Below are 25,833 nucleotides of genomic sequence, written 5' to 3'. Positions count from 1 at the left end.
TTTCACTGATGGCGACCGTGTTCGAACATCGGCGCGAACCTGCGTGCGCCTGAAAGAGTTTTGATGCTGCTCGTCGTCGAACAGTTCTTGAACGGATTGCAGTTCGGCCTGCTGCTGTTCCTGCTCGCCGCCGGCCTGACGCTGGTGTTCGGGATCATGGATCTCGTCAACCTCGCGCACGGCTCGCTCTACATGATGGGCGCCTATTTCGCCGCGACCTTCGCAGCCTGGACCGGCAGCTTCCTGCTCGGCGCGCTGCTGGCGCTCGGCGCAACCCTCGTGCTCGGCATCGTGCTCGAGATGACCGCGCTGCGGCATCTCTACGGACGCGACCATCTCGACCACGTACTCGCGACCTTCGGCCTGATCCTGTTCTTCAACGAAGCCGTGCGGCTGATCTGGGGCCCGGCCGGGCTTGCGCTGCCGCTGCCGGCCTGGCTCACGGTGCCAGTGCCGATCCTGCCGGGCATCCACTATCCCGCCTATCGCCTCGCAATCATCGTCGTGGCGCTGCTGGTTGCGTTGCTGCTCTATCTCGGCGTGATGCGCACCCGCATCGGCATGTTGATCCGCGCCGGCGCCTCCAATCGCGAGATGATCGGCGCGCTCGGCATCAACATCAAGCTGCTCTACACCCTGGTGTTCGGCCTCGGTGCCGCGCTCGCCGGTCTTGCCGGGTTGATGCAGGCGCCGATCCTCACCGTGCAGATCGGCATGGGCGAGAACATCCTGATCCTCGCCTTCGTCATCATCGTGATCGGCGGCATCGGTTCGATCCGCGGCGCGTTCCTGGCCGCGATCTTCGTCGGTATGATCGACACGCTCGGCCGCGCCTTCCTGCCCAATCTGTTGCGGCAGGTGCTGAGCGGCGCCGCGGCCTCCACCGCCGCGCCCGCGCTGTCGTCCATGCTGATCTATCTGCTGATGGCGATCGTGCTGGTGGTGCGGCCGGAGGGGCTGTTTCCGGCCAACCGTCGATGAAGTCATTCACTGTGAGCAAGGCCGTCACGGCCCTGATGCTGGCGGGCCTCGTGCTGCTGCCGCTCTATTCGCAACTCTCAGGCAACATCTTCATCCTGACGCTGTTCACGCGCATCGTCATCCTGGCGCTGGCGGCCGCGAGCCTCAACCTCATCATGGGTTTTGGCGGCATGATGAGTTTTGGCCACGCCGCCTATCTCGGCATCGGAGGCTACGCGGTCGGCATGCTGGCGCAGGAAGGCGTGGGAAGCGGCTTCATCCAGTTTCCGGTCGCGCTTGCGGCTTCCGCGACTTACGCCGTCGTGATCGGCGCGCTCTCGCTTCGCACGCGTGGCGTTTACTTCATCATGATCACGCTCGCCTTCGCGCAGATGGCCTATTACGTCGCCTCGGGGCTGGCGCGTTATGGCGGCGATGACGGCCTCACCGTCTACAAGCGCAGCGACTTCTCCGGATTGATCAATCTGTCGAACCGCACGCAGTTCTATTATCTTTGCCTCGCATGCCTGTTCGGCGTGGTTTTCCTGATCTGGCGCATCGCCAATTCGCGCTTCGGCCTCGTCCTGCAGGGCCTGCGCTCCAACGAACAGCGCATGCAGGCGATCGGCTTTCCCTCGAAGCGCTACCAGCTGGTCTGCTTCGTCATCTCGGGCATGATGTGCGGCCTTGCCGGCGCGCTGCTCGCCAACAACACCGATTTCGTCAGCCCGGCCGTGATGTACTGGACTCGCTCCGGCGACCTCATGGTGATGGTGATCCTCGGGGGCATGGGCACGCTGTTCGGTCCGGTCCTCGGCGCGGTGGTGTATTTGCTGCTGGAAGAGTTCTTGTCGCAGCTCACCGAATACTGGGCGCTGATCATGGGCCCAATGCTGCTGCTGATCGTGCTGTTCGGCCGCGGCGGCATCATGGGCCTGCTCGGGAGGTTCAACCGTGGCTGAACCGCTGCTCCGCGTCGACAGGCTGGTGCGTCGCTTCGGCGGCATCATTGCGACCGACAACGTCTCGCTCGACGTCGCGGCGGGCGAGCTGCACGCCATCATCGGCCCGAACGGCGCCGGCAAGACCACGCTGATCAGCCAGCTCACCGGACATCTGGAGCCGCATTCCGGCAGCGTCTCGCTGGCGGGGCGCGACATCACCTATCTGCCGGCCTATCGCCGCTGCGCGCTGGGCCTGGCACGTTCGTTCCAGATCACCTCGCTGCTGCTCGATTTCACCGCCGCCGACAATGTCGCGCTCGCGGCGCAGGCGCATGCCGGCACCTCGTTCCGCTTCTTCGCCGATGCACGCAAGGAGAAGGGCCTGCGCGATGCCGCGCATGCCGCGCTCGACCGCGTCGGTCTCGCTCATCGTGCCGATGTGCTGGTGTCGAGGCTCAGTCATGGCGAGCGTCGCCAGATCGAGCTGGCGGTTGCGCTGGCAAGCAAGCCGAAGCTTTTACTGCTCGACGAGCCGATGGCGGGCCTCGGCGTCACCGAGTCCCAGCGCATGGTGCAGCTGCTGCAGGAGCTGCGCAAAGAGGTCTCGATCGTACTGGTCGAGCACGACATGCCGGCGGTGTTTGCGCTCGCCGACCGCATCTCGGTGCTGGTCTACGGCCGCGTCATCGCCTCCGGCGATCCGGCCGCGATCCGGGCGAACGAGGACGTCAAGCGCGCCTATCTTGGCGAGGCGCATGTGGTGACGCACCATGGATGAAAAAGTGGTGGGTGACACGCTGCTCGAGGTCGACGGCATCGAGACCTGCTACGGCCTGTCCCAGGTGCTGTTCGGCTTGTCGCTGTCGGTCAAATCAGGCGAGATGGTCTCGCTGATGGGCCGCAACGGCATGGGCAAGACCACGACCATCCGCTCCATCATGGGCCTGACGCCGGCGCGTGCAGGCAGCATCCGCTTTGCGGGCTCGGAAGTTCGGACGCAACCATCCTACAGGATTGCGCAACTCGGTGTCGGCCTCGTCCCCGAGGGGCGGCAGATCTTCCCGAACCTCACCGTGCGCGAGAACCTTGTCGCGGCCGCCGCCGATCGTTTCGACAGCCGCAATCCCTGGACGCTGGCGGCGATCTACGTGATGTTTCCGCGTCTCGCCGAGCGCGCCTCCAACATGGGCAACCAGCTCTCCGGCGGTGAGCAGCAAATGCTCGCCATCGGCCGCGCGCTGATGACCAATCCGAAGCTCCTCATCCTCGATGAAGCGACCGAAGGCCTGGCGCCCCTGATCCGCGAAGAGATCTGGAGCTGCCTGTCGCTGCTCAAGAGTCGGGGACAATCGATCCTGGTCGTCGACAAGAACGTCGACCACCTTGCCCGCATCTGCGACCGCCACACCATCATCGAGCGCGGCAAGACGGTGTGGAGCGGCACCTCGGACGAGCTGTTGGCTGAGCCGGATCTGCAGCACAAATATCTGGGAATTTGAGGCTGGGCGGTGAGGTGAGGTACGCCGTGGCCGCTTCCCTTGGTGTCGTCCTGGCGAAAGCCAGGACCCATACCGCGAGGTCTATCTATTGTGGGCAGTATAAGTACCGAACGGCAGTCTTCGCCAAACGCCTTGTTGGGGTGATGGGTCCTGGCTTTCGCCAGGACGACGGTGGCAATCACCAGTAAATCCCATGCCGATGCAGTTCGCGGATCACGCGGGCCTCGGTGGATGGCTGGCGACGTTTCGGCTTGGCCGTTTCCCTCGCGCTGGCAACCGGCGCGGCACTGGACTGGGTTGCGGCCGGAGCGATCGCGGTTGTCGTCGCAGTCGCTGCCGGGGGCGTTGAAGTTGGGACTGTGGTCGCCGTCTGGACATTCGTGGGCGCTGCCGCCGGAGCTTGTGGCGGCGTGGCTGCTGTCGTTGCCGGCTGCTCGGCGGTCTGCGGGCTCGCATTTGTCGCCGCAAGGCTAAGGCTTCGTGGTCCGCCGGCATAGGCCTGGCTTGCCAGCAGCGACATTGCCGCGATCAGGATCAGCTTTCGCATGACACCCTCCGTTACCTGGTCAATCCGTCTTACCTAATTCGCAGGGCCTCTATCGCGACGAGCGGCCCATCCCGATTTCGATCAGGGTGGCACGGCAGGACAGGCGATAAATCAAGCTGAACAGATGATCCCACATGATCGAACTCCGTTGTTGATCAATCCCGGCATCGTAACCCTCCATCGTTTCCGGCCATCTTCGCGCGGGCGGAAAAATGACTTCGTCGGCAAGGTCAAAGGTTTCGTCGGAAGCACCGGCGCGAAACCGGCTCACGCCGGCGTGAGGGCCTGTCGGAGTAGCGGTCGTTGGCTCGGCGCCCCGGCGATCCTAATCGTGGACCAACATCAGCCGGCCATCCTCGAGGCCGAACACGAGTGCGGGACGATCGCGGTATTTCACGCCGCCGATATTCGTCGCGATCCTTGCCGGAAGCCTGATGCGCGCGATGTCATGCGGGCCTGCGACGAACCCGATGAGCCGCAGCGTTCGCCGTTCGAGGTCCGGTACCGCGAGATCTGGATGGCCGTCGCCATCAAAATCGGCCGTAAAGCTCATGTGCAGCGATCGCGAGCCGATGAAATGGTTCGATACGTCGGAAATTTCCGTCGATTTTTCCAAACGATCATGCCGCCACGACCACATTTCGAGAATCCCGACCACATGAGGCTGGCGGACAAGCACGATATCCGTGGTGCCATCGCCGTCGAAATCGGCGATGCCGGCCGGGTTGAGCCAGGCATAAGCGTGGCCGATCGGAGGCGTCTCCGCAACGATGGCCGTCGAGACGGGATCGATGACAACCAGCGCGGAGCCGCGCTTCAGATAGGATTTGACCAGCACAATTCTTTCGCGGCCACCGATCGCAGCGACGCGCGGCTCCAAGTCTTCGAACACGGCGTCACCATCCAGGCGCAGCGTGCGTTGTCCGCCCTCGCGCGGCTCGATCACCAGGCTGCCGGCCTCGATGGCATCGCCGAGGACGCCGTGGCGATAGCGTTCGGTCGGCTCGGCGAGCCAAGCACGCGCGACGGTGTCGCGGCCTGTCGCGATGCGCCCATCCGCAAGGGCCCCGGTCGGCGGCGCCGGATGTTCGAGCGCTGCGGCGGGCACCATGCGCATCGCTTTCGCGTCGAATTGGTACCAATTCGTGCCAACTGCAATTCGGACGTCGCTATCCGCCAAATCAATTTCGCTGACGCGGCCGGGGGCGGGCACGGTGCTCGCCTGCCAGTCGGCCAGGGCTGGCGCGGACAAGGCTGGCGCGGACAGGATCAGGGAAAATAGCAGGACCGCCGGGCGCAACCGCATCATGGTACTCCTGGAAAATCCGGCTGCGTTGCGGGGATCGGCGGCCGGTTGGCGGCGGCTCAAAATATCTCGAAATATTCGCGGTGCTCCCAGTCGGTCACCTCGGACAGGAAGCGGTCGATCTCGGCATTCTTGATGTGGGTGTAATAATCGACGAACTCGGCACCGAGCTTTTCGCGGAAGAACGGATCGTCCTTCAGCGCGCTGACCGCATCGCGCAGCGACTTCGGCAAGAGCGGCGCCTTGGTTTCGTAGGGCGCATCGGCCGACGGGCCGGGATCGAGCTTGCGGTCGACGCCGTCGAGGCCGGAGAGGATCTGCGAGGCCATGTAGAGATAGGGATTGGCGGCGGGCTCGCCGATGCGGTTTTCCATGCGCGTGGCGGCATCGCCGGCCGCGCCGAGCACGCGGATCATCACGCCGCGATTGTCGCGGCCCCAGATGGCGCGGTCCGGCGCCAGCGAATAGGAGCGGTAGCGCTTGTAGCCGTTGATGGTCGGGGTGGTGAACACGGTCGAGGCGCGGGCGTGGTCGAGCAGGCCCGCAAGCCAGGCGCGGCCGAACGCGCTGAGCGGCTCGCCGCCGTCTTTGGCCATGAATAAATTGTCGCCGCTCGCGCGTGAGACGACCGATTGGTGCAGATGCCAGCCGCTCGCGAACAAGTTCGGCAGCTTCGGCCGGCACATGAAGGTGGCGTGATAGCCGTGGCGGTGCGCGATCTGCTTCACGGCGGAGCGAAACAGCACCATGTTGTCGGCGGGCTCCAGCCCCTTCTTCGGCGCGAACGTGAACTCGCACTGGCTCGGCCCGAATTCGACCTCGACCGAGCGCAAAGGCAATCCGAGCGCGACGATGTCACGGCGCAAGATCTCCAGCACCGGCTCCATCTGATCGAAGCGCTGCTCGGTGAGATATTGATAGCCGTGGCTGAGCAGGCTCACCGAGGGCGGCGTGCCGGGCTGTCCAGCGTCCTCGGGCCGCATATGCGGATCGTCGAGCTTGAAGATGTGGAATTCGACCTCGAGGCCCGCCACGAAATCATGGCCGCGACTTGCGAGCTCGTCGAGCACCTTGCGATAGAGCCCGCGGGTCGCGAACGGCACGGGACGGCCGTCGTTGAAATAGAGGTCGCAGAGAACCCAGCCCGTGGTCGGCGCCCATGGCAAAACGCGAAAACTGGTGGGATCGGCGACCATCAGCACGTCTGCCGCGCCTTCCATTTCCTTCATGCCGAAGCCGCCGCCTGACGTGAACACCGGAAACACCGTGCGGTGCGAGGTGTCCTTGGCGAGCATGGTGGTGGTGATGGAGCAGCCGCTCTCCAGCGAAGCGATCGCCTCGGCCGCGACGATGGTCTTGCCGCGCAAAATGCCGTGCTGGTCCGGGAAGGCGAGGCGGATGACCTCGAGGTTCTTTTCCTCGACGATGCGGCGTATGCGCGTCGCAGCGTCCTTCTGCTCATCCGACCACAGCGCATGACGCGCGACGAAAGTCACTTTGCGACTCCCCTAGTCGTTGGACGCGAAGTTGTTTTCATATACTCCGTCATTGCGAGCGCAGCGAAGCAATCCAGACTATCTCCGCGATGGGATTCTGGATTGCTTCGCTTCGCTCGCAATGACGAAGGAGGGACTTGCATTCTGCGCTACTCCGCCGCCGTCAGCCGGTGCACCTTGTCCGCGATCTCCTTCGGCACCGGCGCGGTCCACGGCGCGCTGCGGCGGCGCTTGACGTCGACTTCCATCCAGTAGATCTCCCAGCCTCGGGTCGGCCCGATGCCGTCCATGGTCGCCGGGCCCTGGATTGAACGTGCGGTGGCCTCGTCGAGATGCAGCATCGGCTTCTCGCCACCTGCGACCTTCTCGATTTCCTGCCGCAGCAGGCGGCGGTACTGCACGATCGCCTTGTCGCTCGTGCCGAGGTGCTCCCTGGTGCGGTCCTGGATCGCGCCCATCGATTCCACCGCCCACTGGTCGTGGACGTTGATGTCGGTGCCCATGCCGGTATAGGTCGCCGTCTGCTGCTCGTGCGGGTCGAAGCCGTAATCGTTGGTCCTGTTCTTGCGAGATTTGTAGTCCGGCAGCTCATAGAGCTCGAGCCGCTGGTCGCGCATCTTCTGCTTGTCGACGGGTTTCGCGTAGCTGGTGAAGATCGCGTACCAGTAGCAGTTCTCGTCGTCGACCGGCACGTGCCATTGCGTGATCGTCATCTCCGTGCTCATGGGGATGACGAAACCGTGCGGGAAGAGCTGGTTGGTGACGCGCACATGGGTGCGCTCCTCGTCGATCTCGCGCAGCGCGATCAGCCGCAGGCCGTATTCGGTGTGCTCGACATTGATGATCGGGCGGTCGTACTCGCGCAAAATCTTCGTCATCGGCAAGTCGGAGCCTGCCGATGCGCCGCGGAACTGCTTGCCGTAGGCCGTCGAGGTGTCCTCGTCCTCGAAGAAGCGATGCAGATAGGAGGCGTGCGCGGGATCGATGCCGACTTCGAGCGCCTGTAGCCAGTTGCAGGCCATGTGCCCCTTGAACGCAAAGGTGTGGGTATCAGGCGCGACGAAACAGTCGAGTTCCGGAAAGGCCGGCGGTTCGCCCTCGCCGAGATAAGCCCAGAGGATGCCGCTCTTCTCCACCACGGGATAAGAGCGCTGGCGGACGTTCTGGCAGAGTTTTGAATCCTTCGGCTCCGCCGGCGTTTCGATGCATTGGCCGGTCGCGTCGAACAGCCAGCCATGGAAGGCGCAGCGCAGGCCGCCATGCTCGAGCCGTCCGAAGGCGAGATCGGCGCCGCGATGCGCGCAGTGGCGATCGATCAGGCCGTAACGCCCGCTCTCGTCGCGGAACAGCACCAGGTTTTCGCCGAGCAGTCTGACGGGGCGGATCGGTCGATCGCCGTCGAGCTCGTCCACCAGCGCCGCCGGCTGCCAGTAGCTCCGCATCAGCTTCCCGCAGGGGTCCTTCGCACCGGTGCGGGTGATCAGGTCGTTCTGCTCCTGGCTCATCATGGCGAGTGCATCCTTTGTGGAGCGGCGTTTGTTCGCCTATTGAACGAATGGGCGAATTATGACATGCCTTGGACACGCGGCAAGCACTATTTTGCAGGATCGTCCCGAGACCATGCCCAAGCTGAAGCGGAACGAGAACGACGAGCGCGCGACCGATTTCGTCGAAAGCCTCGATCGCGGCCTGCGGCTGCTGCAGTGCTTCGGAGCGACGGCGGGTCCGATGACACTCAGCGATCTCGCCCGTGCCGCGGACCTGCCGCGCGCGACCGCGCGACGCATGCTGTTCACGCTTCAGCGCGGCGGTTTTGTCAGCGGCGACGGGAAGCTGTTCTCGCTGACGCCACATGTGCTGACGCTGGCGGCGTCCTATCTGCGGTCCAGCCAGCTCGTCACGGTCCTGCAACCGGTGCTCGATCGCGTTGCGATAGCGGCCAACGAAATCTCCTCGCTCGCGGTGCTCGACGGCGATGAGGTCGTGTTCATCGCGCGCAGCAGTCCGGCGCGCATGTTTTCAGGTGGGCTGGACATCGGCTACCGCCTGCCGGCCTTCTGCACCTCGGTCGGCCGCGCCATGCTCGGCCAACTCACCGATGCCGAACTGGCTGCACGGCTGAAAGCGATGAAGCGCGAGGCGCTGACGCCGCAGACGGTGACCGATCCCAAGGCACTGCTCGCGCGCATCGTCGCCGATCGCGCGCAGGGTTACGCGCTGGTCGATCGCGAGGCCGAGCCGCATTTCCGCTCGATCTCAGTCCCGGTGCGTCGTTATGACGATGTCATCGTCGCCGCCATCAACATGGGCGCCCATGTCGACCGGGTGCCGGCTCAGGAGTTGATCGAGCGATTTTTGCCGCTGCTGCATGAGGGCGCGGAAGCCGTGCGGTCGCAACTCTTGTAGCCCGGGTGAGCGAAGCGATACCCCGGGAAAGTCATCGTGAAGCCCCGGATGTCGCTTCGCTCATCCGGGCTGCGCGCCTGTGCAAAAATCGCTACCGGTTGCGCATCCAGTCGGCGAGGCCGGACAGCGCCTTGTCGAGGTCCTGCCGCGCGGCAACGTCCACAACCGTTTCCTCAAGCGCGCCGCGCATGCAGAGCATCCACGCGTCCCGCTCGGCATCGCCGATGGCAAAGCCGATGTGGCGTTGGCGCAGCCGTGGGTGGCCCTTCTCGGGCGAGTAGAGTTTCGGGCCGCCGGTCCATTCGGTGAGATAGCGCTTCAGCACGTCCCTGATGAGGCCGAGATCAGCGGCGTGCATCGCCCGAATCATTTGAGCCTCCGGCAGCGTATCCATCCGCTCGTAGAAGCGATCGACCAGTCGATTGATCGTGGCGCTGCCGCCGATCCGCTCGAATATGGAGATTGCGACGTCGCTATCGCTCATGGGAGTTCGGACCTACAGCGCCACGCTGCGCAGCCCGAAGCTGCGCGCTTCGTTCTGCAGCACCGGCCGCACCGCATCAACCAGCCGCGCCGCGGCGGCATCGACGGAAAGTCCCGCCGTGTCCACCACCGCCGTCGCGCGCGCATATAGCGGCTCGCGGCTCAAGAGGATGTTGCGCAGCTCCGCCATAGCGGAGCGGTCGTCGGCCATCGGGCGCAAATCGCCCTGGCGACGGACGCGGGCCATGTGCTCCTCGGGCTCGGCCTTCAGCCAGATCGTGTAGAACGACGACAGGATCTGGTCGAAGGTCAGGGGCTCCGAGACGATGCCGCCGCCGGTCGCCAGCACCATCAGCTCGTTGCGCGCGAGCAGCTGTTGCAGCGCCGCCTGCTCCATGCGGCGAAAGCCTTCCTGGCCGTAGAGCGCGATGATCTCGGCGACCGAGAGGCCGTTCTGCTGCTCGACTTCCTTGTTGAGCTCGACAAAACTCCAGCCGACCTTCTTCGCCAGCATCCGCCCAAGCGTCGACTTGCCGGCGCCGCGCAGGCCGATCAGCGCGATGCCGCAGAACGGCGCGCGCCGCGGCGCGGAGGCGCTGCCGCCCGCGAGCAGATCCTTGGCTTGCGCGATCTGCGCCGGCGTCGCCTTGCGCAGGAGATCGCGAAACATCTGCCAATCCGGGGTCGGATCGGCCGAGGGAAGCAGGTCTTCGAGATGCGCGCCCATCGCGTCGGAGACGCGGCGGAGCAGCACGATGGAGACGTTGCCCTTGCCGCTTTCGAGCTGCGCGATGTAGCGCTCCGATATTCCTGATACCTTGGCGAGCACCTTGCGCGACATGCCGCGCAGCGCGCGCATGGTGCGCACGCGCTGGCCGAGCTGTTCGAGAAATCGGGATTCGGCGTCGGGACTGTCGGTCATGGACTTTTCTTTAGCGGATGTCCTGCGGCGCATTTAAATGAAACATAATGCCTGATAGCATTGACAGCAAGCCGATGCAGTGTCTTTCTATGAATTATAATTCTAAATTCAGGGGGAAGTCCGTGAGCGAGGGATCCTATAACGCGGTGACCTGGCTGCTCGACCGGAACGTCGATGAGGGACGCAGCAACAAGCTCGCCTTCGACGACACCGTCTCACGGCTCACCTATGGCGAGCTCCAGCGCGAAACGCGGCGCGCCGCCAACATGCTGCGCCGGCTCGGCGTCCGCCGCGAAGAGCGCGTGGCGATGATCATGCTTGATACTGTCGACTTCCCGATCGTGTTTCTGGGCGCGATCCGCGCCGGCATCGTACCGGTGCCGCTCAACACGCTGCTGACATCGGATCAATACGCCTACATCCTCGCCGACTGCCGCGCGCGCGTGCTGTTCGTCTCGGAAGCGCTCTATCCCGTCATCAAGGACGTTGTCGGCCGCATGCCGGATCTCGAGCATGTCGTGGTCTCCGGCGCCAAGCAGAACGGTCACAAGCAGCTCGCCGAGGAGATTGCGGACGAGAGCGACCGGTTCACCACCGCTGCGACGCATCCGGACGAGCCGGCGTTCTGGCTGTACTCGTCAGGCTCGACCGGCATGCCCAAGGGCGTGCGCCACATCCATTCGAACCTGCAGGCGACCGCGGACACTTATGCGAAGCAGGTGCTCGGCATTCGCGAGAACGACGTTTGTCTTTCTGCGGCAAAGCTGTTCTTCGCCTACGGTCTCGGCAATGCGTTGACCTTTCCGATGTCGGTCGGCGCCACCGTGGTGCTCAACAGCGAGCGGCCGACGCCGGCGCGCATGTTCGACCTGATGAACCGCTATAGTCCCTCGATCTTCTACGGCGTGCCGACCCTGTTCGCGGCGATGCTCAACGACGAGGCGATGAAGAGCGAGCGCGGCGGCAAGTCTTTGCGCATCTGCACCTCGGCCGGCGAGGCGCTGCCGGAGTCCGTCGGCAACAGCTGGAAGGCGCGTTTCGGCGTCGACATTCTCGACGGCGTCGGCTCGACCGAGCTGTTGCACATCTTCCTGTCGAACGCGCCCGGCGACATCAAATACGGCTCCTCCGGCAAGCCGGTGCCGGGCTATGCGGTGCGGCTCGTCAACGAGGCCGGACAGGATGTCGCCGACGGCGAGGTCGGCGAGCTGCTGGTCGATGCGCCCTCCGCCGGCGAAGGCTACTGGAACCAGCGCCACAAGAGCCGCCGCACGTTCGAGGGACCTTGGACCCGCACCGGCGACAAATATGTCAGGGATGCCGAGGGCCGCTACACCTTCTGCGGCCGTGCCGACGACATGTTCAAGGTCTCCGGCATCTGGGTCTCGCCTTTCGAGGTCGAGAGCGCGCTGATCACGCATCCCGCCGTGCTGGAAGCTGCCGTCGTGCCGGAAGCCGATCCGGAAGGTCTGCTGAAGCCGAAGGCCTTCGTCGTGCTGCGCCCCGGCGCGACGACGACGGGCCTGCAGGAGATGCTCAAGGACCACGTCAAGCAGAAGATCGGCCCGTGGAAATATCCCCGCTGGATCGATGTGGTGGACTCGCTGCCGAAGACGGCGACGGGCAAGATCCAGCGGTTCAAGCTGCGGGACGGGACGAATTGAGCGGCTCCGTCATTCCGGGGCGCGCAAAGCGCGAACCCGGAATCTCGAGCCGTGGACTGCAATCTCGAGATTCCGGATCAACTCGCTTCGCGAGTTGTCCGGAATGACGGAATGAACGGAAACGGCAGCATGACCAACCTCGCCCCCACCGGCTTCCTCAGCATCGGCAACACCAGCCTCGAATACAAATGGCTGGCGCCGCAATCCGCCGATGCACCCACCATCGTCATGCTGCATGAAGGCCTCGGCTCGGTCGGCCTCTGGGGCGACTTCCCCGAGAAGCTGCAGCAGGCAACCTCCGCCGGCATTTTCGCCTATTCGCGTGCAGGCTATGGCCAATCGAGTCCGGTGACGTTGCCACGGCCACTTGACTACATGCACCGCGAGGCACTGGACGTGCTGCCGAAAATCCTCGACGCGATCCGCTTCAAGCGCGGCCTGCTGCTCGGCCATTCCGACGGCGCCTCGATCGCGACGATCTATGCCGGCGCGCATCAGGATCATCGCCTCAGCGGCCTCGTGCTGATCGCGCCGCATTTCATCGTCGAGGACATCTCGGTGAAATCCATCGCCGCGATCAAAACGACCTTCGAGACCACCGACCTGAAGTCAAAGCTCGCGCGCTGGCACAAAGACGTCGACAATGCTTTCTACGGCTGGAACGACGCCTGGCTCGACCCAAAGTTCCGCGATTGGGATATTTCCGAATCTCTCGCCTACATCCGCGTCCCCGTCATGATGCTGCAGGGCGTGGACGACCAATATGGGACATTGCGTCAGGCCGAAATCGCCCAGGAGGAGTGTTACTGCCCGGTCGATTTGAAAGTCATTTCAGGCGCGGGACATTCCCCGCATCGTGAAGCGCCGGGGGCGACGCTTGACGCGATCGGGCAATTTGCAAAGGCGGCCTTGCGCGACGATCAGGGACTCCAGGGGCGCGCCGCATGATGGATCGCGCTCGGCGCCATTGTGCACCCCTGAATCCCATGCATGAAACAAAATGCATGTTCGTTCGCCTAAGGGGTAGACGCGCTCGAAAATATGCACTATTGTGCATCTAGCACGACTGCCAAAACGCATAATCAAGCTCAAGGGTGGCCCATGGCCGGGGAAGATCGGCGCCTCGCAGGTGGCGCGACATTCATCGATTTCCAGACCGAGCCGTCCCGCTACCGGCACTGGAAGCTCGCGGTCGACGGTGACGTCGCCACCCTCACCATGGACGTCGACGAGAATGGCGGCCTGTTCGAGGGCTATCTGCTCAAGCTCAATTCCTACGATCTCGGCGTCGACATCGAGCTTGCCGACGCGGTCCAGCGCCTGCGCTTCGAGCACCCCGAGGTGAAGGTCGTGGTGATGCGCTCGGCCAAGAACCGCGTGTTCTGCGCCGGCGCCAACATCCGCATGCTGGCCGGCTCGACGCACGCCCACAAGGTCAATTTCTGCAAGTTCACCAACGAGACCCGCAACGGCATGGAAGACTCGTCGGAGAACTCCGGCCAGCGCTTCATCACCGTCGTGAACGGCTCGGCCGCCGGCGGCGGCTATGAGCTCGCGCTCGCCACCGACTACATCATGCTCGCCGATGACGGCGCGTCCGCCGTCGCCTTGCCCGAAGTGCCGCTGCTCGCGGTGCTGCCGGGCACCGGCGGCCTCACGCGTGTGGTCGACAAGCGCAAGGTGCGCCGCGATCACGCCGATTTCTTCTGCACCATCGAAGAAGGCGTGAAGGGCAAGCGCGCCGTGCAATGGCGCCTGGTCGACGAGATCGCGCCGAACAGCAAGCTCGAAGGCAAGGTCGCCGAGCGCGCGAGGGAATTCGCCCAGGCCTCGAAGCGCAAGGGCAGCGGCAAGGGCATCGCGCTGACGCCGCTCAAGCGCATCATCGATGAGACCAGCATCCGCTACGGCTTTGTCACCGTCGACATCGATCGCACCGCGCGCATCGCCACGATCTCGATCAAGGCGCCTGAAGCCGCGCCGCCCGCAGACATCGACGGCATGATGGCGCAGGGTGTCGCGTTCTGGCCGCTCCAGGTCGCGCGCGAACTCGACGACGCGATCCTGCATCTGCGCATCAACGAGCTCGAGACCGCCATGCTGGTGTTCAAGAGCCACGGCGACCGCGCCCATGTGCTCGCCTGCGACGCATTCCTCGAAGCCAACAAGGCGCACTGGCTGGTCAACGAAATCAGGCACTATTGGAAGCGCGTCTTGAAGCGCATCGACGTCACCTCGCGCACGCTGGTGGCGCTGGTCGAGCCCGGCTCCTGCTTCGCCGGCACGCTCGCCGAGCTCGTCTTCGCCGCCGACCGCTCCTACATGCTGATCGGCACGCGACAGGGTGACAACCGCCCGCCGCCGTCGATCGAACTGTCAGCGATGAATTTTGGCCCTTATCCGATGAGCCATGGCCTGACGCGGCTTCAGTCGCGCTTCCAGGCCGATCCGGCCGATGTGGAACGCGCGGAAGCCACGATGGGCACCGCGCTGGACGCCGAGCAGGCCGAAGAGCTCGGTCTCGTCACCTTCGCGCTCGACGACATCGACTGGGACGACGAGGTCCGCGTGTTCCTGGAGGAGCGCGCCAGCTTCTCGCCCGACAGCCTCACCGGCATGGAAGCGAGCCTCCGCTTCGTCGGCCCCGAGACGATGGAATCGAAAATCTTCTCGCGCCTCACCGCGTGGCAGAACTGGATCTTCCAGCGCCCGAACGCGGTCGGCGAGGAAGGCGCGCTGCGCCGCTACGGCAGCGGCCAGAAGCCGAAATTCGATATGACGCGGGTGTAGCGATTTTCTTGTCCCGGGCGCGCTGCGGCACGAAGTGACGCTGCGCAGAACCGGGACCCAGACGACCGAACGATGGGTCCCGGCTCTGCAGCGCACCGCTTCGCGCTGCGCAGCGTCCGGGACACGGGACAGACCAAGGAGCACGGCCATGAACATGAACATCATGAACGTCGACTACTCGACCAAGATTCCGAACAACGTCAATCTCGCCGAAGACCGCCAGGTGCTCAAAGCCCTGGAAGGCTGGCATCCCGGCTACATGGACTGGTGGAAAGACATGGGGCCGGAAGGCTTCCAGGAATCGCTGGTGTACTTGCGCACCGCTTATTCGGTTGATCCGCGGGGCTGGGCCAAGTTCGACTACGTGCGGATGCCCGACTATCGCTGGGGCATTCTCCTTGCTCCCCAGGAAGAGAACCGCGTCGTGCCGTTCGGCGAGCATTTTGGCGAGCCGGCCTGGCAGGAAGTCCCGGGCGAGTATCGCGCCATGCTGCGCCGTCTGATCGTGATCCAGGGCGACACCGAGCCTGCCTCGGTCGAGCAGCAGCGCCACCTCGGCAAGACCGCGCCCTCGCTGTACGACATGCGCAACCTGTTCCAGGTCAATGTCGAGGAAGGCCGTCACCTCTGGGCGATGGTGTACCTGCTGCAAAAGTACTTTGGTCGCGACGGACGTGAAGAGGCTGACGATTTGTTGCGCCGCCGTTCGGGTGACGCCGACTCGCCACGCATGCTGGGCGCCTTCAACGAGGCGACGCCGGACTGGCTGTCCTTCTTCATGTTCACCTATTTCACCGACCGCGACGGCAAGATGCAGCTGCACTCGCTGGCGCAGTCGGGCTTCGATCCCCTGTCGCGCACCTGCCGCTTCATGCTGACGGAGGAAGCGCACCACATGTTCGTCGGCGAGACCGGCATCACCCGCGTCGTGCAGCGCACCTGCGACGCGATGCGCGAAGCCGGCATCACCGATCCCACCGACATCGCGAAGGTCCGCGCGCTCGGTGTGATCGACCTGCCGACCATCCAGAAGAAGTTGAACCTGCACTATACGCTGTCGCTCGATCTCTTTGGTTCGGAAGTCTCGACCAACGCGGCGAACGCCTTCAACACCGGCATCAAGGGCCGCTATCACGAGACCCAGATCGACGACGATCATCAGCTCAAGAACGCCACCTATCCGGTGCTGAAGTTCATCGACGGCGAGATCAAGCTGGTGGACGAGCCGGCGCTGACCGCGCTCAACATGCGCCTGCGGGACGATTACAGCCAGGATTGCGTCAAGGGCATGCTGCGCTGGAACAAGGTGATCTCGACCTCCGGCTACCAGTTTCAGCTCAAGCTGCCCAACGTGGCCTTCCACCGCCACATCGGCGAGTTCAAGGGCATCCACGCGACGCCGGATGGTCTGTTGATCGACGACGCCACCTGGGCGAAGCGCAAGGACGAATGGCTGCCCTCGACCGCTGACGGCGACTTCATCTCCTCGCTGATGCAGCCCGTCACCGAGACCGGCCAGTTCGCCTCATGGATCTCGCCGCCGAAAGTCGGCATCGACAACAAGCCGGGCGATTTCGAGTATGTGAGGATCGAGTCGTAACTTCTTTACCTCTCCCCGCTTGCGGGGAGAGGTCGGATCGCCCTTGCGATCCGGGTGACGGGGTATAGGTGCGGGCGACAATCTCACGTGTGGAGAGAAGCCCCTCACCCCAACCCTCTCCCCGCAAGAGCGGGGCGAGGGAGCGCTCCGTTCGCGCCGCGAGCAGCGCGATGCCTCAACTATCCCACCCGCTCCCCTTGATCCCCGGGTTCGCGTAGACAATGCCGCCGTCCACCGCGATGGTCGCGCCCACCACATAATCTCCCGCGCGCGAGGCGAGATAGATCGCCGCGCCCGCCATGTCCTCGTCGGTGCCGATGCGGCCCGCGGGCACGCGGGTCGAGACCTCGTCGGCATGATCGCGTGCGGCGCGGTTCATGTCCGATTTGAACGGGCCCGGTGCGATCGCGGTGACCACGACATGGTCGCCGATCAGCTTCACGGCCATGCGCCGCGTCAAATGGATCAGCCCCGCCTTGCTCGCCGCGTAGGAATAGGTCTCGCCCGGATTGACGAAGATGCCGTCGATCGAGGCGATGTTGATCACTTTCGCCGGCCGCTCTACTGATGCCGCCGCGCGCAGCGTAGGCGCCAGCGCCTTGGTCAGGAAGAACGGCGCCTTGACGTTGAGGTTCATCACCTTGTCCCAGCCGCTCTCCGGAAACTCGTCGAACTCCGCGCCCCAGGCCGCGCCCGCATTGTTGACGAGGATGTCGAGTTTTGGCTCGCGCTTGGCGAATTCGCTTGCGAGCAGCTCGGCGCCGGCCAGCGTCGAGATGTCGATCGGGAGCGCGATGCACTCGCCGTCATATTGGCCTGACAGCTCTTTCGCCGTGGCCTCGCAAGGTCCGGCCTTGCGCGCGGTGATGTAGACCTTCGCGGCCCCCGCGCTGAGAAATCCCGCCGCGATCATCTTGCCGATGCCGCGCGAACCGCCGGTCACCAGCGCGACGCGGCCTTTGAGCGAGAACAGATCGTTGAACATGGTGCCTCCCTTGGTGTTTGGCGACGTTTTGAGCGGGGAGCAGAGGGGAGTCAAGGAAGGCGCCGCATCGTCGTCCTGGCGAAAGCCAGGATCCATTACCCCAGGATAGAGTTGTTTGAATGAGCTGTGGCCCGAGCGCGTCGCAAAATGGACAGCGGTGGTAATGGGTCCTGGCTTTCGCCAGGACGACGTCTGAGTTCGGGCAGCGAAGACGGAGAGATCTAAGCCGCCGCGATCCTGCGGAAGCCGTTCCACATCGCGGTCGCGGCGCCCGAGGTCAGCACCGGCAGAATCCGCGTGTCCTGGTAATTGCCGTTGAGCGAGACGCGTGGCAGCGCGGTCATGTGGCCGGCGTTTTCGGCGAACAGCATGCCGGGCCGCGTCGTCACCGCGGTCTTGAAGCCGGCGGATGCAGCGAGCGCGAATTCACGCTCAGCCGCCGCCTCGCGATCGCCATAGGGATAGGCAAGATGTTGAACGTTGCGGCCGAGCGCCTGCTCGATCCGCGCGCGGCTCACGGCCATCTCCTGCGTGGCGATCTCTTCGCTTTGCTTGGCGAGATTGCAATGGCTGACGGAATGCGCTCCGATCGTGACCAGGGGATCGGCGGCAAATGTCTTCACCTCGTCCCAGGACAGGCAGAGGCTGCGGCACAGCGCGGCCATGTCGACGCCGTACTTCGTGCAAAGCGCCTCGATCTCGCGCTTGAGATCGTGCTCGCCGGGCAGTGCGCGCAACCAGCCATGCAGGCGGTCGAACGCCGCCTGCTTTGCGGCTGGTGTCGTCGCATCGAGCCGCAGCGCGGCATTGCCGATCGTCACCTCGATCTGCTCGGTCTTGGCGATCACGGCCTCCAGCGCCTCCCACCACAGCCGGCCCGTGCCCTCTGCGAAATCGCTGGCGACATAGACCGCCAGAGGCGCGTCAAATTCGTGCAGAACCGGCAGCGCAAAATCGAGATTGTCGCGATAGCCATCGTCGAGCGTGAAGGCGGCGAAGCGGCGGTCGAACCGGCGTCGCACCAGCCGCTCATGCAGTTCGTCCATGCTGACGATGTCGATCTCGCGCGAGCGCAGATGACACAGGGTCGCGCGCAGGAATTCAGGAGTGACTTCGAGATGCCGGTTCGGCTGGAATGCCGCGGCGCGGGCCGGCCGCACGTGATGCAGCATGAAAATGGCGCCGACGCCCGACAAAAGCGGGCGCAACAGGTGGTGGGCGCCGCTGAAATAGAGTGCTTCCAGTCCGGCGCGGATGACGTTGTTACGCAGTTGTTTCATGACCCGCTAGCGGACTTTGGCATTCCACCTTCAACTTACGGAAGAACCCTTGAAGAAAAAGTTATTCCAATTGTCAGGCCCGGCCTTCGGAAGGGCGTCATTTCCGGTTTGACAGCCTGCCAAGGGTTTGTTTTGTCTCCGGTTCCAGAGTTCGGGTCGTCGAATGCACAAGCTTTTCAGGTGGGCCAGCAAATGGTGGCCGGGGCTCATCCCCCTGGCCGTCATGTGGGGATTTGCGGCCTGGAATAACACTTTGCCGGTCGAGGCGGACCTTTCCGCCCGAAGCTCGGCGGCGCTAAAGGATACCGTTCTGGACAAGACCCGGATCGCGGTGGACGGCCGCGATGTCAGCCTGGCTGCGGACGCCTTTTCCGAGGAGGGGCGCCGCGACGCGGTTGTGGCGGTCGAGACCGTCCCCGGCGTGCGCCTGGTCGACGACCGGACCCGCCTCGTTCCCGAGGCAAAGCCCTTCGTCTGGAACGCCGAACGCGACGTGGTGCGGGTGACGCTGTCAGGCTCCGCGCCCCTGCCGTCGATGAAGGGCCGCCTGACCGAGGCGGCCCGCAAGGAGGTCGCCGGTACCGAGGTGGCCGATCAGATGGGTTTGGCGCGCGGCGCACCGCCGCGGTTCGAGGCGGCTGCGATGCTGCTGCTCGACCAGATCGGCAAGCTCAAGGACGGCAAGATCACGATCACAGACACCAAAGTCACCCTGTCGGGGATGGCGCGCGATCTCGGCGGCCGCGAAGCGGTCGCTGCGGCGCTGAAAAACCTGCCCGAGGGCTTTTCGATCGCTGCCAACGACGTCAAGGCGCCGCCTTACGTCTTTCAGGCCTACAAGGATCCGGTGGCTGCGAAGGTGACGCTGACCGGCTACGTTCCCGACAACAATGTCCACGCGGCCATCGCTACCAGCGCGTCGCGGAAATTCTTCAACGAAAAGGTCGTCGACAATCTCAAGGCCAGCGTCGGCGCGCCCGGTTCTTTCAGCCTCGCCGTGGTCGCAGCGCTCGGCGCGCTGTCGCGACTGTCGACCGGCACGCTGGTCGTGTCCGACCGCGAGGTGAAGCTGTCGGGCGATGCGCTTTATGAAAGTGCCGCCAACGACATCCGCACAGGCCTTGGCAAGGATTTTCCGAAAAACTGGCAGTACAAGCCGGAAATCACGGTGAAACCCGCGGCCGGCCCGGTCGACGGCACCGTGTGCCAGCAATTGTTCTCCGAGCTCTTGGCCAAGGCCAAGATTCGCTTCGCGGCGAAGCGCGCCGACATCGATCCGGATTCCGCCGGCATTCTCGATCATCTGATCGAGACGGCATTGCGATGTCCCACCACCAATATCGAGGTCGCCGGGCATACCGATGCCGACGGCGAGGATTCCTTCAACCAGGCACTCTCGGAGAAGCGCGCGCAGGCGGTGATCGACTATCTGGTCAAGGCCGGCCTGCCTGCCAGCCGCTTCACCGCGGTCGGCTACGGCAGCACGCAGCCGGTCGCCGGCAATGACAGCGAAGACGCCAAGGCGCAGAATCGCCGCATCGAATTTCTGGTGAGGTGACGATGCCTTATCTCGTCTCGTTCCATCTGGGCTGGCTGATAGGTTCGCTGCTGCTCGGCTTCTGCATGGGCTGGATCTCGGTGGTCCAGCGCGGCAACGGCACTTCGAAGGTGACCGCGCGCTGGCTCGCCGTGCTTGCTGCCGGCCTGGTCGCGGCCTCGTTCGCGCGTGTGGTCCCCGGCCGCTTCGGCTACTGGCTCGACCTCGGCCTGATCATGTTCGCCTGCTACCTCGTCGGCGGCGCCATCGGCGCCTGGCTGCGCGACCGGGTGGTCGCGCGCACCGCGCCTCCTGCCGCTCTGTGATGTTGCCCTGCACCCTGACTGCGGAAGTCAGGAGCGCCGCTGCGCGGCCTTCCCGGCACATCGAAAACCGTGAACAAACGCTCCGGCCTCCCCTCTTTCAACAGGCGAGGGTACCCCATAGATTGACGTCGGCTTAAGCCGTGACGGAACATTGTGCGGTGGAAATCATCAAAACTTCATGGCCACTGCGCAGGATTGCCATGGAGATTCGCGTCAGTCTTGCCGCCGAAAGCGCCAAACCGTGCTTCAGGAGCCCGCAACCCTGCCTAAAATATTGAAGGCACGAGTTTTTGTTCGAATTGCCGAATTCCACTCCGCCCGGAAACGCGCTAGTGGAGGGATAGCGGGTATGCGCGATGCCGGGACCGGCAGCGAGGGTTCGTCGCGTGCCCGTGCGTCGTCCGCCTGTTCGCCGGCCACCCCGGCCGCTGAAGCGTTGTTCGAGGTCTAGATGCTGGAAGCCATACGCAGGGCGATGTCGTTTCTGCGCCAGAAGCAAATCCTGCATAAGCTTGGAGTTGTGATCAGCGTCGCGGTCATCGGTATCGCTTGCTATGTGCTCTACCACATGCTGCGCGGCATCGATGTCAACGAAGTCCTCGAGGCGATCAAGAGCACCGAGCCGAGCCAGATTGCACTGGCGGCTTTGTTCGTCGCCGCGGGCTATTTCACGCTGACCTTCTATGACCTGTTCGCCGTGCGCGCGATCGGCCACGCCCACGTGCCCTATCGGATCAACGCGCTCGCCGCTTTCACCAGCTATTCGATCGGCCACAATGTCGGCGCCAGCGTCTTCACCGGCGGCGCGGTGCGCTACCGCATCTATTCCGCCCACGGCCTGAACGCGATCGACGTCGCAAAGATCTGCTTCCTCGCCGGCCTGACCTTCTGGCTCGGCAATGCCGCGGTGCTGGGCCTCGGCATCTCCTATCATCCGGAGGCCGCGGCCTCGATCGACATGCTTCCGCCGTGGCTGAACCGGACGCTGGCGATGATGATCATCGTCGGGCTGGTCGCTTACGTGGTCTGGGTCTGGACCCAGCCGCGGATGGTCGGCCGCGGGCCCTGGACCGTGATGCTGCCGGGCGGCCCGCTGACGCTGCTCCAGATCGCGATCGGCATCATCGATCTCGGCTTCTGCGCGCTGGCAATGTACGTGCTGGTCCCGGACGAGCCCAATCTCGGCTTCGTGGTGGTCGCGGTGATCTTCGTCTCGGCCACGCTGCTCGGCTTTGCCAGCCATTCGCCCGGAGGCCTCGGCGTGTTCGACGCGGCCATGCTGGTCGGGCTCTGGCAGATGGACCGCGAGGAGCTGCTGGGCGGGATGCTGCTGTTCCGCGTCCTCTATTATCTGTCCCCTTTCGTTATTTCTGTAATCTTGCTGACGTTTCGCGAAGTTATCATCGGCGCACGATCGAAACGCCTGCAACAGGCGGCGCTCAAGCTCGATCCCGGCCCCGCACCTGAAGCCGCTTACGTGAGAAAGCGCAGCGACAGCGGCGCCTGACCGGCGCAAGGTCCTTTGGAGAAGCCCGCCCCGATGGCGATCGACGCCCCATCTTCTCCCTCCTCCCAGCCCTGGTCCGACCGGCTGCGGCACTCGACCGTCATCCTGATCGCCGCGGCGCTGGCGCTGTCGGTGGTGGTCTCGCTGGGCGAATTGTCGGCACTGCATGCGATTGCGGTGTTCCTCTGCATCGCCGCCGCAGCGCTGATCCCGTGGCGCCTGCACGATACCGCCGCCTCGCGCGAGGAGACCCGCCGCGTCAACCCGGTCGAGAGCGCGGCGGTCGCCGCAGTGGTCGCCGGCATGCCCGATCCCGCGGTGCTGCTCGATCGCGCCGGCCGCGTCATCCATCTCAACGCCGCGGCCGCCCAGCTCGCGCCGGCGCTGCGCCGGAATGAGCTCGCCCAGTTCGCGCTGCGCTCGCCCGAGATCATCACGGCGCTGCGCGAGTCGATCGCGACCACCGAGCCGCGGCGCGCGACCTATCTCGACCATGTCCCGGTCGATCGCTGGATGGAGCTGACCATCACGCCGGTGCCGGTGCCGACGAGCTTCGGTGGCGCCGACAAATGCATGCTGATGACCTTCCACGACCAGACGCCGCTGCGTCGGGTCGAGGAGATGCGGGCCGATTTCGTCGCCAACGCCAGCCACGAGCTGCGCACGCCGCTGGCCGCGCTGTCGGGCTTCATCGACACGCTCCAGGGCCAGGCCAAGGACGATCCCAAGGCGCGCGAGCGCTTCCTCGGCATCATGCACAATCAGGCCACCCGGATGGCGCGCCTGATCGACGATCTCTTGTCGCTATCGCGGGTGGAGCTGTCGGCCCATGTGCGGCCCGACACCCTGGTCGACCTGCTGCCGATCATCTTGCAGGTCGCCGATGGGCTTGAGCCGCTGGCGCGGGAACGCCAGGTCGAGGTCGAGACCGAGCTGCCTGAGACCCCGGTGCTGATCGCGGGCGACCGCGAGGAGCTGCTCCGCCTGTTCGAGAATTTGATCGAGAACGCGCTCAAATACGGCGCCTCCGGCGGTCGCGTCATCGTGTCGCTGATATCAGGCGCCGCCCCTGATGGAACTCAGGAAATCCGGGTCCTGGTCCGCGATTTCGGCCCCGGCATCGCGCCGGAACATTTGCCGCGGCTGACCGAACGCTTCTACCGGGTCGATGTCGGCGACAGCCGCTCGCAGGGCGGCACGGGCCTCGGATTATCGCTGGTGAAACATATTCTTAACCGTCATCGCGGGCGGCTTTTGATTGAAAGCGTGCCCAGACAGGGCGCCACTTTCACCGCCTGTTTTCCCCAAGGCAAGCCTGCGGCTCTGAGCTAAATTCCAGCAATTTCAGCCGCTTAACACTGTCATCCGACTGTCACCAAACCTTCGTAAAAGCTCAGCTGTCCGCTCCTAAAGGGACGGCACGGGGAGCGCGATCGGGCGCTGATGGCGCTTCGCTCCCCTGTATGGAGACCAGCATGAATTTCCTCAAAACGATCGTTGCTGCTGGCTTGGTTGCCGCATCGACGACGGCGGCCTTTGCTGCCGACATCACGGGTGCCGGTGCGACGTTCCCGTTCCCGATCTATTCCAAATGGGCTGACGCCTACAAGAAGGAGACCGGCAACGGTCTGAACTATCAGTCGATCGGCTCCGGCGGCGGCATCAAGCAGATCCAGGCCAAGACCGTGACCTTCGGCGCCAGCGACGCGCCGCTCAAGGCAGAGCAGCTCGAGAAGGACGGCCTCGTCCAGTGGCCGATGGTGATGGGCGCCATCGTTCCCGTCGTCAACATCGAGGGCGTGAAGCCCGGTGAGATGGTGTTCGACGGCGAGACGCTGGCCAGCATCTATCTCGGCAAGATCACCAAATGGGACGACGCCGCGATCAAGAAGCTGAACCCGAACGTGAAGCTGCCCTCGGAGGCCATCACCGTGGTCCGCCGTTCGGACGGTTCGGGCACCACCTTCAACTTCACCAACTACCTCGCCAAGGCCAGCGCGGACTGGAAGAGCAAGGTCGGTGAGGGTACCGCGGTCGAGTGGCCGGTCGGCGTCGGCGCCAAGGGCAACGAAGGCGTGTCCGGCAACATCAGCCAGACCAAGAACTCGATCGGCTACGTCGAGTACGCCTATGCCAAGCAGAACAAGCTGACCTACACCGGTCTCGTCAACAAGGCCGGCAAGCCGGTGCAGCCCACCGTCGAAGCCTTCCAGGCGGCCGCCTCCAACGCCGACTGGGCCAAGGCTCCCGGCTACTACGTCATCCTGACCGACCAGCCCGGCGAGAAGTCCTGGCCGATCACGGCGGCGACCTTCATCCTCATGCACAAGGACGCCACCGACAAGGCGGCCTCGCAGGAAGCCATCAAGTTCTTCCGCTGGGCCTTCAAGAACGGCGACAAGGCGGCTGAAGAGCTCGACTACATCCCGATGCCGGACCCGGTCGTTCAGCTGATCGAGAAGACCTGGGCTGCCGAAATCAAGAGCTAGGTTCGCGACGCTCGTGCCCCGGATGCGCTGCGCCGCATCCGGGGCACGGACCAACAAAAAACGTATAATATTTTAGTACAGGGGACCGGCGTGGCAGAGATGGCCGTTCAGAGCGATGTAATCGACGACGCCGGACCGTACGACCGCGCCAAGGCCTTGAGCGCGTTCAAGCTCGGCGACGTCACCTTCTACTGGATCACGCGGCTCTCCGCGATCTCGGTGCTTCTGATCCTCGGCGGCATCATCATTTCGCTGATCGTCGGCGCCTTCCCGGCGATGAAGGAATTCGGGGTCTCGTTCCTGTGGACGCAGCGCTGGGCGCCGTCCGCCGATCCGCCGGTGCTCGGCGCGCTCGGGCCGATGTACGGCACGCTCGTCACCTCCTTCATCGCGATGCTGATCGCCATTCCCGTGGGTCTCGGCATTGCGATCTTCCTCACCGAGCTCTGCCCGCAATGGCTGCGCCGCCCGATCGGCATGGCGATCGAGCTGCTCGCCGGCATCCCCTCGATCATCTACGGCATGTGGGGCTTCTTCGTGTTGGGTCCGTTCCTCGCCAACACGTTCCAGCCCTTCATGATCAAGATCTTCGACGGCGTGCCCGTGCTGGGCGCGATCTTCGCGGGTCCCCCGTCCTATCTCAGCCTGTTCAATGCCGCGCTGATCCTCGCCATCATGGTGCTGCCCTTCATCACCTCGATTTCGGTCGACGTGTTCAAGACGGTGCCTCCGGTCCTGAAGGAAGCCGCCTATGGCGTCGGCTGCACCACCTGGGAAGTGGTCCGCAGCGTGGTGATCCCCTACACCCGCGTCGGCGTCATCGGCGGCGTCATGCTGGCGCTGGGCCGTGCGCTCGGCGAGACCATGGCAGTGACCTTCATCATCGGTAACTCGTTCCGGATCTCCTCGTCGATCTTCGCCCCCGGCACCACGATCTCGGCGGCGATCGCATCCGAGTTCGCCGAGAGCGACGGCCTGCACCAGTCCGGCCTGATCCTGCTCGGCCTGCTGCTGTTCGTGCTGACGTTCTTCGTGCTCGCGGCGGCGCGGCTGATGCTGATGCGGCTGGAAAAGAAGGCGGGGAACTAGCGC

General features: G+C 64.4%; 24 protein-coding genes. 15 read left to right on the top strand and 9 right to left on the bottom strand.

What is annotated here, in order from left to right; translation table 11 throughout:
* Positions 1–63 precede the first annotated feature (63 nt).
* The 4 genes from AC0L2J_RS23155 to AC0L2J_RS23140 are packed head-to-tail and all read left to right on the top strand — an operon-like array spanning position 64 to position 3,403.
* Entirely contained in the window at positions 64–981 is a 918-nt protein-coding gene (locus tag AC0L2J_RS23155; RefSeq protein WP_007615745.1) for a branched-chain amino acid ABC transporter permease, read from the top strand.
* Complete coding sequence (locus tag AC0L2J_RS23150) at positions 978–1,922, top strand: branched-chain amino acid ABC transporter permease (protein ID WP_473394652.1); 945 nt, start codon at positions 978–980, stop codon at positions 1,920–1,922. Before AC0L2J_RS23155 ends, AC0L2J_RS23150 begins: the two co-directional genes overlap by 4 nt.
* Positions 1,915–2,682: an ABC transporter ATP-binding protein gene (locus tag AC0L2J_RS23145; RefSeq protein WP_007615741.1), complete on the top strand. Its 768-nt coding sequence runs from the start codon at positions 1,915–1,917 to the stop codon at positions 2,680–2,682. Before AC0L2J_RS23150 ends, AC0L2J_RS23145 begins: the two co-directional genes overlap by 8 nt.
* Positions 2,675–3,403, top strand: a complete 729-nt coding sequence (locus tag AC0L2J_RS23140; protein WP_473394651.1) for an ABC transporter ATP-binding protein — start codon at positions 2,675–2,677, stop codon at positions 3,401–3,403. The genes AC0L2J_RS23145 and AC0L2J_RS23140 overlap by 8 nt, the downstream gene beginning before the upstream one ends.
* A gap of 178 nt (positions 3,404–3,581) precedes the next feature.
* On the opposite strand, the gene AC0L2J_RS23135 is transcribed toward AC0L2J_RS23140, so the two are convergent.
* From AC0L2J_RS23135 to AC0L2J_RS23115, 5 genes are all read right to left on the bottom strand, one after another.
* Positions 3,582–3,950, bottom strand: a complete 369-nt coding sequence (locus tag AC0L2J_RS23135; RefSeq protein ID WP_473394650.1) for a hypothetical protein — start codon at positions 3,948–3,950, stop codon at positions 3,582–3,584.
* A gap of 49 nt (positions 3,951–3,999) precedes the next feature.
* Entirely contained in the window at positions 4,000–4,221 is a 222-nt protein-coding gene (locus AC0L2J_RS23130; RefSeq protein WP_473394649.1) for a hypothetical protein, read from the bottom strand.
* Between the two features lie 54 nt (positions 4,222–4,275).
* Positions 4,276–5,259 (bottom strand): FG-GAP repeat domain-containing protein, encoded by a 984-nt coding sequence (locus tag AC0L2J_RS23125; protein ID WP_473394648.1) that lies wholly within the window; start codon positions 5,257–5,259, stop codon positions 4,276–4,278.
* A 56-nt stretch (positions 5,260–5,315) separates the two neighbouring features.
* Entirely contained in the window at positions 5,316–6,752 is a 1,437-nt protein-coding gene (locus AC0L2J_RS23120; RefSeq protein ID WP_473394647.1) for a glutamine synthetase family protein, read from the bottom strand.
* Between the two features lie 149 nt (positions 6,753–6,901).
* Positions 6,902–8,260: an aromatic ring-hydroxylating dioxygenase subunit alpha gene (locus AC0L2J_RS23115; protein ID WP_473394646.1), complete on the bottom strand. Its 1,359-nt coding sequence runs from the start codon at positions 8,258–8,260 to the stop codon at positions 6,902–6,904.
* Positions 8,261–8,372: 112 nt separating this feature from the next.
* On the opposite strand from AC0L2J_RS23115, the gene AC0L2J_RS23110 reads away from it, so the two are divergent.
* Complete coding sequence (locus AC0L2J_RS23110; RefSeq protein ID WP_473394645.1) at positions 8,373–9,158, top strand: IclR family transcriptional regulator domain-containing protein; 786 nt, start codon at positions 8,373–8,375, stop codon at positions 9,156–9,158.
* 91 nt (positions 9,159–9,249) lie between these two features.
* Here the strand turns inward: AC0L2J_RS23110 and AC0L2J_RS23105 are convergent, their stop codons facing one another.
* Both AC0L2J_RS23105 and AC0L2J_RS23100 read right to left on the bottom strand, forming a co-directional pair.
* On the bottom strand, positions 9,250–9,642 hold the full coding sequence (locus AC0L2J_RS23105) for a group II truncated hemoglobin (protein ID WP_473394644.1): 393 nt from the start codon (positions 9,640–9,642) through the stop codon (positions 9,250–9,252).
* Between the two features lie 12 nt (positions 9,643–9,654).
* Positions 9,655–10,596: a helix-turn-helix transcriptional regulator gene (locus tag AC0L2J_RS23100; RefSeq protein WP_083843292.1), complete on the bottom strand. Its 942-nt coding sequence runs from the start codon at positions 10,594–10,596 to the stop codon at positions 9,655–9,657.
* An 89-nt stretch (positions 10,597–10,685) separates the two neighbouring features.
* Between AC0L2J_RS23100 and AC0L2J_RS23095 the strand changes: the two genes are divergently transcribed.
* The 4 genes from AC0L2J_RS23095 to boxB all read left to right on the top strand — a co-directional run bounded on the left by AC0L2J_RS23095 (position 10,686) and on the right by boxB (position 16,617).
* Positions 10,686–12,227, top strand: coding sequence for a benzoate-CoA ligase family protein (locus AC0L2J_RS23095; protein WP_473394643.1), 1,542 nt, complete (start codon positions 10,686–10,688; stop codon positions 12,225–12,227).
* Between the two features lie 129 nt (positions 12,228–12,356).
* Positions 12,357–13,175: an alpha/beta fold hydrolase gene (locus AC0L2J_RS23090; protein WP_473394642.1), complete on the top strand. Its 819-nt coding sequence runs from the start codon at positions 12,357–12,359 to the stop codon at positions 13,173–13,175.
* Between the two features lie 153 nt (positions 13,176–13,328).
* Entirely contained in the window at positions 13,329–15,017 is a 1,689-nt protein-coding gene (boxC, locus tag AC0L2J_RS23085; protein WP_473249961.1) for a 2,3-epoxybenzoyl-CoA dihydrolase, read from the top strand.
* A 148-nt stretch (positions 15,018–15,165) separates the two neighbouring features.
* The gene (gene boxB, locus AC0L2J_RS23080) at positions 15,166–16,617 is read left to right on the top strand and encodes a benzoyl-CoA 2,3-epoxidase subunit BoxB (protein WP_473394641.1); all 1,452 of its coding nucleotides are present in this window, start codon (positions 15,166–15,168) and stop codon (positions 16,615–16,617) included.
* 175 nt (positions 16,618–16,792) lie between these two features.
* Here the strand turns inward: boxB and AC0L2J_RS23075 are convergent, their stop codons facing one another.
* Positions 16,793–17,602, bottom strand: coding sequence for an SDR family oxidoreductase (locus AC0L2J_RS23075; RefSeq protein ID WP_007615711.1), 810 nt, complete (start codon positions 17,600–17,602; stop codon positions 16,793–16,795).
* 221 nt (positions 17,603–17,823) lie between these two features.
* The gene (locus tag AC0L2J_RS23070; RefSeq protein WP_473394640.1) at positions 17,824–18,882 is read right to left on the bottom strand and encodes a polysaccharide deacetylase family protein; all 1,059 of its coding nucleotides are present in this window, start codon (positions 18,880–18,882) and stop codon (positions 17,824–17,826) included.
* Positions 18,883–19,045: 163 nt separating this feature from the next.
* Between AC0L2J_RS23070 and AC0L2J_RS23065 the strand changes: the two genes are divergently transcribed.
* The 6 genes from AC0L2J_RS23065 (at position 19,046) to pstC (ending at position 25,830) form a co-directional block, all read left to right on the top strand.
* Positions 19,046–20,440, top strand: coding sequence for an OmpA family protein (locus AC0L2J_RS23065; RefSeq protein ID WP_007615706.1), 1,395 nt, complete (start codon positions 19,046–19,048; stop codon positions 20,438–20,440).
* A 2-nt stretch (positions 20,441–20,442) separates the two neighbouring features.
* Positions 20,443–20,745, top strand: a complete 303-nt coding sequence (locus AC0L2J_RS23060; RefSeq protein ID WP_007615705.1) for a hypothetical protein — start codon at positions 20,443–20,445, stop codon at positions 20,743–20,745.
* A 451-nt stretch (positions 20,746–21,196) separates the two neighbouring features.
* Positions 21,197–22,252 (top strand): lysylphosphatidylglycerol synthase domain-containing protein, encoded by a 1,056-nt coding sequence (locus AC0L2J_RS23055; protein WP_473394639.1) that lies wholly within the window; start codon positions 21,197–21,199, stop codon positions 22,250–22,252.
* Positions 22,253–22,285: 33 nt separating this feature from the next.
* Positions 22,286–23,584, top strand: a complete 1,299-nt coding sequence (locus AC0L2J_RS23050) for an ATP-binding protein (RefSeq protein ID WP_473394638.1) — start codon at positions 22,286–22,288, stop codon at positions 23,582–23,584.
* 143 nt (positions 23,585–23,727) lie between these two features.
* Positions 23,728–24,741: a phosphate ABC transporter substrate-binding protein PstS gene (gene pstS, locus AC0L2J_RS23045; protein ID WP_007615694.1), complete on the top strand. Its 1,014-nt coding sequence runs from the start codon at positions 23,728–23,730 to the stop codon at positions 24,739–24,741.
* Between the two features lie 99 nt (positions 24,742–24,840).
* Positions 24,841–25,830 (top strand): phosphate ABC transporter permease subunit PstC, encoded by a 990-nt coding sequence (gene pstC, locus AC0L2J_RS23040; RefSeq protein WP_007615692.1) that lies wholly within the window; start codon positions 24,841–24,843, stop codon positions 25,828–25,830.
* Positions 25,831–25,833 lie beyond the last annotated feature (3 nt).

Source organism: Bradyrhizobium sp. MV1.5 (genome assembly GCF_055807615.1).
Note: the sequence above shows the minus strand (reverse complement) of the source record. Positions and strands in the feature narration are given on the sequence as shown.